Origin of the sequence: Streptomyces sp. Rer75, from assembly GCF_013414305.1 — a bacterium.
GTDB classification, from domain to species: domain Bacteria; phylum Actinomycetota; class Actinomycetes; order Streptomycetales; family Streptomycetaceae; genus Streptomyces; species Streptomyces himastatinicus.
Map to the genome: position 1 here is coordinate 2,475,384 of NZ_CP058693.1, position 12,996 is coordinate 2,488,379.

Sequence of the window (12,996 nt, forward strand, 5' to 3'; positions counted from 1 at the left end):
TGTCGTGTCGTGTCTCCACCCTGCGTGCGGCGCCACCCGCCCGCCCGCCCGCTGGTCCGAACGGGTGAGGGCCGCCATGCGAACGGCCGCCGCCCCTGCCCCGCTTTCGCGCGGGGCGGGACGGCGGCCGTATCGACGCGTCCGGGTGCTCAGGCGCCCATCATGTGCACGGTGCTCAGGCGCCCATCATGTGCACGCCGCCGTCGACGTGCACGATCTCGCCGGTGGTGCGCGGGAACCAGTCGGACAGCAGGGCGACGACACCGCGGCCCGCGGGCTCCGGGTCGGTCAGGTCCCAGCCGATCGGGGCCCGGTGGTTCCAGACGTCCGCCAGCTCCTCGAAGCCCGGGATGGACTTCGCGGCCATGGACTTGATGGGCCCGGCCGAGACCAGGTTGCAGCGCACGTTCTTCTCGCCCAGGTCGCGGGCGAGGTAGCGGCTGGTCGACTCCAGGGCGGCCTTGGCCACGCCCATCCAGTCGTACTTCGGCCACGCGAACTGGGCGTCGAAGGTCAGGCCGACGATGGAACCGCCGCGCGGCATGACCGGCAGGCAGGCCATCGTGAGCGCCTTGAGGGAGTACGCCGAGACGTGCACGGCGGTGCCGACGTCCTCCCAGCTGCCCTCCAGGAAGTTGAACGCGCCCTGCGGGCCGAAGGCGATGGAGTGCACGACACCGTCGAGGTCGACGCCCTCCCCCAGGTGCTCGCGCACCTTGTCGGCGAGCCCGTCGAGGTGCTCCTGGTTCTGCACGTCCAGCTCGATGACCGGGGCGGGCTTGGGCAGCCGCTTGGCGATCCGCTCGACGAGGGAGACCCGGCCGAAGCCGGTCAGGATGACCTCGGCGCCCTCCTCCTGGGCGAGCTTCGCGGCGTGGAAGGCGATCGAGGACTCGGTGATGACGCCCGTGACGAGGATGCGCTTACCGGCGAGAATTCCACTCATGACGTTCAGTGACCCATGCCCAATCCGCCGTCGACAGGGATGACGGCTCCAGTGATGTACGCGGCCTCGTCGGAGGCCAGGAAGCGGACCGAGGCGGCGATCTCCTCGGGCTGCGCGTAGCGCGCGACCGGCACCTGCTTGACGATGTTCTCGCGCTGCTCGTCGCTGAGCGCGCGCGTCATGTCCGTGTCGACGAAACCGGGCGCGACCACGTTGACGGTGATGTTCCGCGAGCCCAGCTCCCGGGCGAGCGAACGGGCGAAGCCCACCAGGCCCGCCTTGGACGCCGCGTAGTTCGCCTGCCCGGCGGAGCCCATGAGCCCGACCACCGACGAGATCAGCACCACACGCCCCTTACGGGCCCGCAGCATGCCCCGGTTGGCCCGCTTGACCATGCGGAACGTACCGGTGAGGTTGGTGTCGAGGACGGAGGCGAAGTCCTCCTCCGACATGCGCATCAGCAGCTGGTCACGGGTGACCCCGGCGTTGGCCACCAGAACCTCGACCGCGCCGTGCTTCTCCTCGATCTCCTTGTACGCCTGCTCGACCTGCTCGGGCTCGGTGATGTCGCACTTCACCGCGAGAAAGCCGGCCGGCGGCTCACCGGACCGATAGGTGATGGCGACCTTGTCGCCTGCGTCGGCGAAGGCCCGGGCGATGGCGAGGCCGATGCCGCGGTTGCCTCCGGTGACGAGAACCGAGCGGCTCAAGGGACCACCCTCTCTTGTAGATGTCGTGCTCGACCCCACGCTGTGTCCGTACGTGTGTCGACCCTCGTGCGGAAAAACTACCGGGCTACGGATGGGTTCGGAGAATCGAGCGCGCACAGGGGCGTGTGGCCGACCCTGTCGACTTCCTACAGAAACCCTCAGGAGGAACCCTCAGTGGCATGCCGGGGTCGGCTCCTCCTGCCGCCGGATGTCCCGGTGCGGGGCGCGGAGCCAGATTGGCCCTCATGCGCATCGACAGAGTTTTAGCCATCGCGGCGGGCCTCGCCCTCGCCCTCACCACCGGTGCGGCCGCCTCCGCCGCCCCCGCGCCGTCGTCCTCCACAGTGCAGGAAGCCGTCCGGTTCGAGCTGCCCGAGCCGACCGGCCGGCACCCGGTCGGGAGCACGGAGCTGCATCTCGTCGACCGCGACCGGCCCGACCCCTGGGTCTCGGGAAGGGACCGGGAGCTGATGGTCAGCGTCTGGTACCCGGCGCGTACGACGCACGGGTATCCCCGCCAGCCGTATCTGCGGCCCGGGGCCGCGCGCCACCTGGACGAGTCGGGCTCGTACGGCCTGGCGCGCCCCGGCGAGGTGGACTGGGCCGCGATCCGTACTGACGCGGCCTCGGGAGCCCCGGCCGACAGCCGCGGCAGACGGCCGGTCGTGCTGTACTCACCGGGCCTGGGTATGCCCCGCTCGCTGGGCACCTCGATGGCCATGGAACTCGCGAGCCGTGGCTATGTGGTGGTCACCATGGACCACACCTATGAGACCTCTCCGGTGGAGTTCCCGGACGGCCGGGTCGAACTGGCGAAGGATGCGGGCACGCCCGGGAAGACCAAGAAGGCGATCGACACCCGGGTACGCGACACCCGCTTCGTCCTCGACCAACTCGCTGCCTTACGGGACGGCCGCAACCCCGACGCCGAGGGGCGCCCCCTGCCGCACGGCCTGGGCGGGGCGCTCGACCTGAAGCGGACAGGCATGTACGGCCATTCGGGCGGAGGGGTCACCGCGGCGGAGACCATGCGCGTAGACCCCCGGATCGACGCGGGGATCAACATGGACGGCACGCTTCAGTACAGCGCGACCGAATTCCTCCCCGTGGCCCTGGAAGGGCTGGACCGCCCGTTCATGCTCATGGGCAAGGCGGACCAGACTCACTTGAACAAGCCCTCCTGGCAATCCTTCTGGGACCGCTCTACCGGCTGGAAGCGCGATCTGAGCCTGGAGCGGGCCCGCCACTTCAGCTACACCGACGCCCAGTCGTTCGTGCCCGCCCTGGACGAGGCCCTGGACATCCCGGCCCAGCTCCGTGAGGACTACATCGGCACCGTGGACCCCGAGGGCAGCGTCGCCGCCCAGCGCGCCTACCTCGCGGCGTTCTTCGACCAGCACCTGCGGGGCCGCCCGCAGGATCTGCTGGACGGCCCCTCCCCCGCCCACCCGGAGGTGCGCTTCATTCGGTGAGCCTCGGGGTGAGGCGGATGACGGGCAGTTCGCGATCGGTCTTCTGCTGGTACTGACCGAAGCGTGCCGACGCGTCGGCGATCCCGCGCCAGGCGCGTTCGCGCTCTTCGCCGTGCAGCTGTTCGGCGACGACGGGCACGGTCCGGCCGCCGAGGGTGATGGCTGCCTGGTCGGGGTGAGCGGCGAGGTTGTAGTACCAGGCCGGGTTCTTCGCGGCTCCGTTGGCCGAGGCCACGATCAGCCAGCTTCCGTCCTCCCCGGGGAACCAGCACACCGGGGATTTACGGGGCTCACCGCTCTTCTTGCCGACCGTGGTCAGAACGAGCGCGTCCAGGCCGCCGAGCATCTCACCGCCGCCTTTGCGGACGATCTGGCGCATGGTCACCTTGTTCAGCCAGCGAACCGCGGCTCCGGGCTGCCGTGCCCCGTATGTGCCGGGGCGGGTCGTGAAGCTCATGGTGCGTCTCCGGTTCAGCCGAGGGCGGGGTAGTCGGTGTAGCCACGGTGGTCGCCGCCGAAGGAGGTGGCGCGGTCCGGAGCGTTGAAGGGGCCGCCCGCGGCGAGACGGACGGGGAGGTCGGGGTTGGCGAGGTAGAGCGCCCCGTAGGCGATCAGGTCGGCGGTGCCGTCCTCGATGAGGGCCAGCGCGTCGGGGCCGGTGGGCTCCGTACCGGTAGAGGGGTTGAGGACGAAGGTGCTCGGCCACGCCTTGCGCAGCCGCACGGTCAGGTCGCGGATCTCGGGAGCCTCCATCTGGTGGAGGTAGGCCAGGCCGAGCGGGGCGAGCGCGTCCACCAGGGCGGTGTAGGTGGCCTCAACGTCCGCCCGGTCGCTCTCGTCGATGTCGTTGAAGGGGTTGCCAGGCGAGATGCGGAGGCCGACCCGGTCCCCGCCGATGGCCTCGGCCACGGCCCGCGCGGTCTCGACGGCGAAGCGGATCCGCCGCTCGGGGCTGCCGCCCCAGGCGTCGGTGCGCCGGTTGGAGTTGGGCGCGAGGAACTGGTGGATCAGGTAGCCGTTGGCGCCGTGCAGCTCCACGCCGTCGAAGCCCGCCTCTACGGCGTTGCGCGCGGCGGCGGCGAAGTCGGCGACGGTTTCCGCGATCTCCGTCTCGGTCAGCTCGTGCGGCGTGACGAAGTCCTGCGGACCGTCGTGCGTATAGACCTGGCCCTGGGCCGCGACCGCGGAGGCGCCGACCGGAGTGAGCCCCATCAGGCTCGGGTGCCCGACCCGGCCGGTGTGCATCAGCTGGAGGAAGATCCTGCCGCCCTCGGCGTGCACGGCGTCGGTGACCTTGCGCCAGGCCGCGATCTGCTCGGCGGAGTGGATGCCGGGGGTGTCCGGATACCCCTGTCCGACCACCGAAGGCTGCGTGCCCTCGGTGACGATCAGCCCGGCACCCGCCCGCTGCGCGTAGTAGGTCGCCATCAGCTCGGTGGCGCTCTGCCCGGGACCGTACGCACGGCTGCGGGTCATGGGCGCCATCACGATGCGGCTGGACAGGGGGATGCCGCCGAGGTTGTAGGGGGCGAAGGCCGTTGTCATGATCAGGCTCCTGTTCGGCTGGGGTGCGCGGCACCACACGATGCCATTGCCTGTCCGAACAAGTAAATGCGCGGATCGATTCCTCGAAGACTGTGATGCACGTCACCCATTGCGCCTGCTTGAGCACCTGACACCCCCTCCCAGGCGGCGGCAAGGGCGGCGATAGAATGTCCCTGCCCAGGCAATCATCACTGCGAGAGGGTCATGAAGGACGTGTCGAACGATCCCGGCGCCGCATCACCCGCGGACTGCTCCGCCGCGGACATGGCCCGCCCGCCGATGCCGCCCTCGATCCGGGCGGGAGCCATGAACCACGCGATCTTCCGCGTGGCCCGCCTGCACCGGATGCTCGCCGGACAGCTCCTGCGCCGCGTGGGACTGCACCCCGGGCAGGAGCTCGTCATGATGCAGCTCTGGGACCTCGGCCCGCAGCGCCAGACCGACCTCGTACGCCTCCTCGGATCGGACGCGGCCACCATGACCCGCACGGTCAAGCGCCTGGAACACGCGGGCTTCGTCCGTCGCCGCCCCAGCGAATCCGACAAGCGCGCCACCATCATCGAACCCACGGCCGCCAGCCTCGCCCTGCGCAAGGAAGTCGAACAGGTATGGGCGGACCTCGAGGAAAGCACCGTCGACGGCCTGGCCGAGGAGGAACAGGAAGCCACGATCCGCGCCCTGGCCCGCATCGAGGACAGCCTCAGCCGAGCAGCCGAACGCCAGCCGCCCCTCGCGTAGTCGGCACGGTCACCGCGCGGGCGGGGCGGGGGTGTTCGCGGGGGCGGTGGGGTGCTCCGTGGGGTCCTCCGGCCGTGGGGGGATCGGCGTTACGAGGCCGGGGCGGGCGGCCAGGAGGCCGCAGATCAGCTCGGGCACCACCAGCAGGAGCAGCAGGCCGATCGACGGCTCCCAGCCGCCGGTGACGCTGTGCAGCACGCCGAAGGTCAGCGGGCCCGTGGCCGCGAGGAGGTATCCGCCGGACTGGGCCATGCCCGAGAGGCGTGCCGTGACCGCGGCCGTGGGTGAGCGCAGGTTGAGGAGGGTGAGGGCGATCGGGAACGCGCTGCCCGTGGCGACCCCGAAGACCGCGACCCAGACCCATCCGGCCTGGGGAGCCAGGAGCAGGCCGCCGAGTCCGATCGCCATCAGGGTGACGACCCCGAGGACGAGCGGGCGTTGGTCGCGCAGGCGGGCGGCGACGACGGGGACGACGAAGCCGAGGGGGATTCCGATGATGATGATGACCGAGTTCATCATCCCGGCGGTGGCGGGCGCGTACCCGTGGTCGCGCATCATCTGAGGGAGCCACGCCGTCAGCGTGTAGAACATCAGCGACGTCATGCCCATGAAGACCGTGAGGGACCACGCCAGCGGCGAGCGCAGCAGCGCTCCCTTCTCCGCGCGGGCGGGCATCCGTTCCGGCGGCTGCTTCCGCCCGCGGAGGGCGAGCGGGCACCAGACCAGGGCCGCGATCAGGGACGGGGCCGCCCACGCGGCGAGAGCCAGCCGCCAGCCGCCCGTGTGGTCCAGGGGGACGGCCAGGCCCGCCGCGGCGGCGCCGCTGACGGACATCAGCATCATCGCCAGGCCGGTGAGCGGGCCCACGTGGCGGGGGAACGCGCGTTTGATGACCGCGGGCACCAGCACGTTGCCCGTGGCGATCCCGGCTCCGGCCAGCACGGTGCCGGTGAACAGCGCCGCCTGGGCGGGGACCACGCGCAGCAGGAGCCCGGCGGTGAGCACGACGAGCGCCACGGTGATCGCCGCCTGGGCGCCGATGCGGCGGGCGAGCACGGGGGTGAGCGCGGAGAAGATGCCGAGGCACAGCTCCGGCAGGGTGGCGAGCACCCCGGCCTCGACGCCGGTGAGCCCGAAGGTGTCCTGGAGTTGGCCCAGGACCGGGGGTATGCCGGTGATGGCCGCCCGCAGGTTGAGGGTCAGCAGCACCAGGCCGATGAGGGTCCAGAGGGCTGTGAGGCGAGTGATACGGGGTGTGGACGTCATGTCGCCCGACCGCGGCGGGGGTGCCGGGTGCCGTGTCCGCCCGCGGCGAGTGCCTTGCCGTCGATGCCGTACGGGACCAGGAGCATCCGAAGCCGTCCGCAGCCGCAGCGGCTCCAGACCACGACGCCCTCGCTGGTGGTGTGCCGGGAAACGATGGTGCTCGTGTCGGTGCACATGGCAGCAGGATGACCCTGGGCGACCGTTGCGGTCCATTGCACGTTTTGCGGGTGGTGTGTGCAAGATAGTTTCATGATTGACCTGCGTCGGCTTCACATGCTCCGCATGGTGCACCAGCAGGGCACGGTCACCGCGGCCGCCGAGGCCCTGCACCTCACCCCGTCGGCGGTCTCCCACCATGTGCGCGAGCTGGCGCGCGAGCTCAAGGTGCCGCTCCTGGAGCCGCAGGGCCGCGGCGTCCGGCTGACCCCGGCCGCGCTCCTGCTGATCGACCACGCCGACGCGCTGCTGGCCCGGTGGGAGGAGGCGCAGGCGGAGCTGGAGTCGTACCGGGCGGGCATGACCGGGCCGCTGCGCATCGCGGGCTTCACCACCGCGATCAGCGGCCTGATCGCCCCCGCGGCCGGGCGGCTGCGGCACAGCCACCCCGACCTCCTGGTGCAGGTGCGCGAGCGCGACACCGTGGAGAGCATGGACCTGCTGGTGGCGGGCGAGGTGGATCTCGCGCTCGTGGAGCCCATCGAGGGCGGGCCGCAGCCGGATGACGCGCGGTTCGAGCAGAGCCCCCTGCTGGAGGAGCCGTACTTCCTGCTGGTGCCCGCCGACCACCCGCTGGCGCGGGTGGGGTCGGTGCGGCTGGAGGACGCGGCGGCCGAGGACTGGATCGTCGCCGACCCGGGCACCTGCGACCACGCCCAGCGGGTGCGGGTGCTGTGCGCGTCGGCCGGGTTCTCGCCGCGGATCGTGCACGCCGCCACCCAGTGGCCGGCGGTCTGGTCGCTGGTCGGGAACGGGCTGGGCGTCTCGCTGATCCCGCGGCTGGCCGAGGGCCCGGCGGGCGGGGCGGTGGCGCGGGTTCCGGTGTCGAGCGAGAAGATGCCGACGCGGCGGATCCTCACCTGTGTGCGCCGGGGCAGTCGGCACAACCCGCTGGTCGACCTCGGGATACGGGCGCTGGAGGACGCGGCGCGCGACCACGGGACCATGGAGGACTGGCCCCGATCCGCCTGATGGCTCACCGCCGCCTCCGCCGGGTAACGCGATGGACACCCCCGGTGTCGTACCGGCATGGTTCACTGCGGTCGGACATACATCGACGAAGGGGTCGCCCGTGTCGCACGAGATCGATCCGTCCTTCCTCGCGCTGCCGTTGCACGCGCTCGCCGACGCGGCGCTGGCGCGGGCGCGGGCGTTGGGGGCCGAGCATGCGGACTTCCGGTTCGAGCGGGTGCGCAGCGCCTCGTGGCGGCTGCGGGACGCCCGGGTCGCGGGGTCGTCCGACATCACGGACCTGGGGTACGCGGTGCGGGTGGTGCACGGGGGGAGCTGGGGGTTCGCCTCCGGGGTGGATCTGTCGATGGACGCGGCGGCGCGGGTGGCCTCGCAAGCGGTGGCGATGGCGAAGCTGTCGGCCAAGGTGATCGAGGCGGCCGGATCGGACGAGAAGGTGGAGCTGGCGGACGAGCCGGTGCACGCCGACAGGACGTGGGTGTCGTCGTACGAGATCGATCCGTTCGAGGTGCCGGACACGGACAAGACCGGGCTGCTGGCCGAGTGGAGTTCGCGGCTGCTGGCGGCGGACGGGGTGGCGCATGCGGACGCGTCGCTGCTGACCGTCCATGAGAACAAGTTCTACGCGGACACGGCGGGCACCACGACCACCCAGCAGCGGGTGCGGCTGCATCCGCAGCTGACCGCGGTGGCGGTGGATCCGGCGAGCGGCGAGTTCGACTCGATGCGCACGCTGGCCCCGCCGGTCGGCCGCGGCTGGGAGTACCTCACCGGGGGCGGGACCGGTAGCTGGGACTGGGACGCGGAGCTGGCCGAACTGCCCGGGCTGCTGGCTGAGAAGATGGCGGCGCCGTCGGTCGAGGCGGGCTCGTACGACCTGGTGATCGATCCGTCCAATCTGTGGCTGACGATCCATGAGTCGATCGGCCACGCGACCGAGCTGGACCGGGCGCTGGGGTACGAGGCGGCGTACGCGGGGACGTCGTTCGCCACCTTCGACCAGCTGGGCAGCCTGCGGTACGGCTCGGAGATCATGAACGTCACCGGCGACCGGACCGCCGAACACGGACTGGCCACGATCGGGTACGACGACGAGGGCGTGGCCGCGCAGTCCTGGGACCTGGTGAAGGACGGCAGGCTGGTGGGGTATCAACTGGACCGCAGGATCGCCCGGTTGACCGGCCTGGGTCGGTCCAACGGGTGTGCGTACGCCGATTCGCCGGGGCATGTGCCGGTGCAACGGATGGCGAACGTGTCGCTGCGGCCCGACCCCGACGGCCCGGCCACGGACGGGCTCATCGGCGATGTCGAGAACGGGCTCTATCTGGTCGGCGACCGCTCATGGTCGATCGATATGCAGCGCTACAACTTCCAGTTCACGGCGCAGCGGGCGTACCGCATCCGGAACGGGGAGCTGGCCGGGCAGGTGCGGGACTTCGCGTACCAGGCGACCACCACCGACTTCTGGGGCTCGATGACGGCGGTCGGCGGGCCGCAGACGTACGTCCTGGGCGGCGCCTTCAACTGCGGCAAGGCCCAGCCCGGCCAGGTCGCGTCGGTGTCGCACGGCTGCCCGTCCGCGCTCTTCCGCGGCGTGAACATCCTCAACACCACCCAGGAGGCGGGAGCATGAGCGTGAAGCCGCACGAAATCGTGGAGCGCACCCTGGAGCTGTCCCGCGCGGACGGCTGTGTGGTGATCGCGAACGAGACGTCGACCGCCAACCTCCGCTGGGCGGGCAACGCGCTGACCACCAACGGCGTCACCCGCGGCCGCACCCTGACCGTGGTGGCCACGGTGGACGGCGCGGAGGGCACCGCCTCCGGGGTGGTGTCCCGGTCGGCCGTGACCGCCGAGGAGCTGGAGCCGCTGGTACGGGCCGCCGAGGCGGCCGCGCGGGAAGCGGGCCCGGCCGAGGACGCCCAGCCGCTGGTCGAGACCCGGCCCGCCTCCCCCGGCTTCGCCGACTCCCCCGCCGAGACCTCCTCGGAGGTGTTCGCGGCGTTCGCGCCCGCCCTCGGCGAGGCGTTCGCCGCGGCCCGCGCGGGCGGCCGGGAGCTGTACGGGTTCGCCAGCCATGAGGTGACCACCAGCTACCTGGGCACCTCCGGCGGGCTGCGGCTGCGCCACGACCAGCCGAGCGGCACGCTGGAGCTGAACGCCAAGTCGCCGGACATGACGCGCTCGGCCTGGGCCGGGCGGGCGACCCGGGACTTCACGGACGTGGACCCGGCCGCGATCGACACCGAGCTGGCCCGGCGGCTGCGCTGGGCCGAGCGGAAGGTCGAGCTCCCGGCGGGCCGCTACGAGACGCTGCTGCCCCCGACCGCCGTCGCCGATCTGCTGATCTACCAGCTGTGGTCCTCGTCGGCCCGGGACGCCGCGGAGGGCCGTACGGTCTTCAGCAAGCCGGGCGGCGGCACCCGGGTCGGGGACACGCTGTCGGAGCTGCCGCTGACGCTGCGCAGCGACCCGCACGAGCCGGGTCTCGAGGCGGCGCCGTTCGTGATCGCGCACTCCTCCGGGGACGACGCGTCGGTGTTCGACAACGGGCTGCCGCTGCCCGCCACCGACTGGATCCGGGACGGGGTGCTGAAGCACCTGGTCACCACCCGGCACTCGGCGGGGCTGACCGGGCTGCCCCTGGCCCCGGGGATCGACAACCTGATCCTGGACGCGGGCGGCACCCGCTCGCTGGAGGAGATGGTCGCCTCGACCGAGCGGGGCCTGCTGCTGACCTGTCTGTGGTACATCCGCGAGGTCGATCCGGCCACCCTGCTGCTGACCGGGCTGACCCGGGACGGGGTGTATCTGGTGGAGGGCGGCGAGGTGGTCGGCGAGGTGAACAACTTCCGGTTCAACGAGTCGCCGGTGAGCCTGCTGTCCCGCGCCGCCGAGGCGGGGCGCACCGAGCCGACCCTGCCGCGCGAGTGGGGCGACTACTTCACCCGGGCCGCGATGCCCGCGCTGCGGATCCCGGACTTCAACATGAGCTCGGTCAGCAAGGGGGTGTGAGGCAGCAGGGGGTGTGAGACAGCAAGGGGGTGTGGGCCCGGCCGGACGATATTGAGTCCGGCCGTGCGGGACCGGCGAATAGACTGGTCCCCGCCCATCCGTCCGCTCCCCACTCTCACCAGGATCCCCATGACACGCCTCGGCGCATCCGTCGCCCGCGCCCGCGAGCTGCTCGACCAGGACCTCTCCTCCGACAAGACCGTCGAGCAACTGCTCGTCGAGACGTCCGCGCGGCGCTCCCTCGATCTGAGCGACCTGTCGGCCCAGGAGCAGGCCGAGCTGATCGCCTCCCGTTCGGTCGAGGTCCTGCCGGGGATCAAGGAGCTGGCCGAGCGGATCGAGGAGCGCCGGTCCGCTGGCCAGGGCCTCGCCATCAAGCTGGGCATCGACCCGACGGCCGCCGATGTGCACCTCGGCCACACCGTGCCGATGATCGTCCTCAACCGCTTCCAGCGGATGGGGCACGACGTCACGCTGCTGATCGGTGACTTCACGGCCAAGATCGGCGACCCGTCGGGGCGTACGGCCGAGCGCCCGCCGCTCACCGACGACGACATCGCGCGGAACCTCGCGGGCTACCAGGAGCAGGTCCGGCCGTTCTTCGACTTCGAGAAGGTCAGCTTCCGGCAGAACAGCGAGTGGCTGTCGCCGTACACCTTCCCGGAGTTGCTGGGGCTGCTCGCCCAGGTGCCGGTGTCGCAGCTGCTCCAGCGCGAGGACTTCCGCAACCGGCTGGCCGCGGGGTCCGGGCTGACCATGTCCGAGCTGCTGTACCCGATCGCGCAGGGCCTGGACTCGGTGGCGCTGGAGAGCGACGTGGAGCTGGGCGGCGCCGATCAGCTGCTGAATCTTCAGATGGGCCGCAAGCTGATGGAGCTGCGCGGGCAGCAGCCGCAGCTGGTCGTCACCATGCCGCTGATCGAGGGCACGGACGGCACCGGCGCCAAGATGTCGAAGTCCAAGGGCAACTACGTGGCGCTCAGCGCGCCCGCCGACGATGTCTTCGGCAAGATCATGTCGATCCCGGACCGGTTGATGAAGCCGTACCTGGAGGCGTGGACGGAGTGGACGGACGCGGAGATCGCCGCCGCGACCACCCGGCTGGAGACCAAGTCGCTGCACCCGATGGACCTCAAGAAGGTGCTGGCGGGTGAGGTCGTGGCGGCGCTGTACGGCGTCGAGGCGGCGATGAAGGCGCGCGCGGGCTTCATCGCGCAGTTCTCCAAGAAGAGCTTCACCGACGTCGGGACGCTGCCGGTGGTCGACGCCGCGGAGCACGGCGGCGAGACCATCGCGACCGTGCTGAGCAAGGTCCTGGAGTTCCAGCCGAGCGCGTCGGCGGCCCGCCGGGTCGCCAAGCAGAACGGCCTGCGGCTGGTCGTGGAGGCCGAGGACGGTCAGAAGGCGATCGTGCTCGCCGAGGCCCAGGCGGTACGGCCGCTGGCCGAGGTGGTCGCGGAGGTGCTGGCGGACGCCGGGCTCACCCCGGCCTCCGGCGGGGTCTACCTCAAGGCCGGACGGAAGATCGCCCAGCTCCAGGGCGTGTGACCCCTCGCATCCCGGCTCACATCCCGGACAGAGCGGCGGCCGGTGCGCTTCCACCATGCGCGCCGGCCGCCGCGGCTTCCGCGGTGCGCTCCCGGCCCTAGGGGTGCCTTGCCCCTAGACCCCGCTCAGGCCCGTTCTCTCCTGCCGCCGTGGCGGATCGTCTGCCACAGCGGGGTGCCGAGCGCGACGATCACGATGGCCCCGGCCAGCTGGAGCAGATGCCGGATCCAGTCGAATCCGCCGGTGTGCCTGACCCCGATCCACCCGGCCACCGCATTGCCGACGATGGCTCCGAGGATGCCGTAAATGCAGGTCAGCCACAGCGGGATGTCTTGCTTGCCCGGCAGGATCGCCCTGGCGATCACACCGAGAATGACTCCTACGACAATCGCCCACAGCCAGTTCATGTCGCCTCCTGACGCGGCGGGGGATGCGCGTTTCCTCCCAGTGTTCGACCGTTTTCGCTACGGCGCATGTCGAAGCGTCCCGTACGCGCCGTGGCGTACGGCCGTCGCCACCCATCGGGGTGCCCCGGTCTCGAACCGTATGGGGGCGCGGCGTAACGTTG

General features: G+C 71.4%; 13 protein-coding genes. 6 read left to right on the top strand and 7 right to left on the bottom strand.

The window, feature by feature from the left end:
- Positions 1-175 precede the first annotated feature (175 nt).
- The gene (gene fabI, locus HYQ63_RS10165) at positions 176-946 is read right to left on the bottom strand and encodes an enoyl-ACP reductase FabI (RefSeq protein ID WP_123103191.1); all 771 of its coding nucleotides are present in this window, start codon (positions 944-946) and stop codon (positions 176-178) included.
- 5 nt (positions 947-951) lie between these two features.
- The gene (gene fabG / locus HYQ63_RS10170; protein ID WP_179933523.1) at positions 952-1,656 is read right to left on the bottom strand and encodes a 3-oxoacyl-[acyl-carrier-protein] reductase; all 705 of its coding nucleotides are present in this window, start codon (positions 1,654-1,656) and stop codon (positions 952-954) included.
- 245 nt (positions 1,657-1,901) lie between these two features.
- On the opposite strand from fabG, the gene HYQ63_RS10175 reads away from it, so the two are divergent.
- The gene (locus HYQ63_RS10175; RefSeq protein ID WP_257231781.1) at positions 1,902-3,128 is read left to right on the top strand and encodes a lipase; all 1,227 of its coding nucleotides are present in this window, start codon (positions 1,902-1,904) and stop codon (positions 3,126-3,128) included.
- Here the strand turns inward: HYQ63_RS10175 and HYQ63_RS10180 are convergent.
- Together HYQ63_RS10180 and HYQ63_RS10185 are read right to left on the bottom strand one after the other, a co-directional pair.
- Complete coding sequence (locus tag HYQ63_RS10180; protein ID WP_179933524.1) at positions 3,118-3,585, bottom strand: nitroreductase/quinone reductase family protein; 468 nt, start codon at positions 3,583-3,585, stop codon at positions 3,118-3,120. The genes HYQ63_RS10175 and HYQ63_RS10180 overlap by 11 nt on opposite strands.
- A 14-nt stretch (positions 3,586-3,599) precedes the next feature.
- On the bottom strand, positions 3,600-4,673 hold the full coding sequence (locus tag HYQ63_RS10185; protein WP_179933525.1) for an alkene reductase: 1,074 nt from the start codon (positions 4,671-4,673) through the stop codon (positions 3,600-3,602).
- 306 nt (positions 4,674-4,979) lie between these two features.
- On the opposite strand from HYQ63_RS10185, the gene HYQ63_RS10190 reads away from it, so the two are divergent.
- Positions 4,980-5,411 (top strand): MarR family winged helix-turn-helix transcriptional regulator, encoded by a 432-nt coding sequence (locus HYQ63_RS10190; protein ID WP_306664818.1) that lies wholly within the window; start codon positions 4,980-4,982, stop codon positions 5,409-5,411.
- A gap of 9 nt (positions 5,412-5,420) precedes the next feature.
- Here HYQ63_RS10190 and HYQ63_RS10195 read toward each other — a convergent pair whose 3' ends face one another.
- Together HYQ63_RS10195 and HYQ63_RS10200 are read right to left on the bottom strand one after the other, a co-directional pair.
- A complete protein-coding gene (locus HYQ63_RS10195; RefSeq protein WP_179933526.1) occupies positions 5,421-6,677 on the bottom strand; it encodes an MFS transporter in 1,257 nt (418 codons plus the stop codon).
- Positions 6,674-6,853, bottom strand: a complete 180-nt coding sequence (locus tag HYQ63_RS10200) for a hypothetical protein (protein WP_179933527.1) — start codon at positions 6,851-6,853, stop codon at positions 6,674-6,676. Before HYQ63_RS10200 ends, HYQ63_RS10195 begins: the two co-directional genes overlap by 4 nt.
- 73 nt (positions 6,854-6,926) lie before the next feature.
- On the opposite strand from HYQ63_RS10200, the gene HYQ63_RS10205 reads away from it, so the two are divergent.
- The 4 genes from HYQ63_RS10205 to tyrS all read left to right on the top strand — a co-directional run bounded on the left by HYQ63_RS10205 (position 6,927) and on the right by tyrS (position 12,428).
- Positions 6,927-7,865: a LysR family transcriptional regulator gene (locus HYQ63_RS10205; RefSeq protein WP_257231782.1), complete on the top strand. Its 939-nt coding sequence runs from the start codon at positions 6,927-6,929 to the stop codon at positions 7,863-7,865.
- 100 nt (positions 7,866-7,965) lie between these two features.
- Entirely contained in the window at positions 7,966-9,498 is a 1,533-nt protein-coding gene (locus HYQ63_RS10210) for a TldD/PmbA family protein (RefSeq protein ID WP_179933528.1), read from the top strand.
- Positions 9,495-10,880 carry a metallopeptidase TldD-related protein gene (locus HYQ63_RS10215; protein ID WP_179933529.1) on the top strand — a complete coding sequence of 462 codons (1,386 nt, stop codon included), beginning with the start codon at positions 9,495-9,497 and terminating at the stop codon, positions 10,878-10,880. The genes HYQ63_RS10210 and HYQ63_RS10215 overlap by 4 nt, the downstream gene beginning before the upstream one ends.
- 129 nt (positions 10,881-11,009) lie before the next feature.
- Entirely contained in the window at positions 11,010-12,428 is a 1,419-nt protein-coding gene (gene tyrS, locus HYQ63_RS10220; RefSeq protein WP_179933530.1) for a tyrosine--tRNA ligase, read from the top strand.
- Between the two features lie 125 nt (positions 12,429-12,553).
- Here the strand turns inward: tyrS and HYQ63_RS10225 are convergent, their stop codons facing one another.
- Entirely contained in the window at positions 12,554-12,835 is a 282-nt protein-coding gene (locus tag HYQ63_RS10225; RefSeq protein ID WP_179933531.1) for a GlsB/YeaQ/YmgE family stress response membrane protein, read from the bottom strand.
- Positions 12,836-12,996 lie beyond the last annotated feature (161 nt).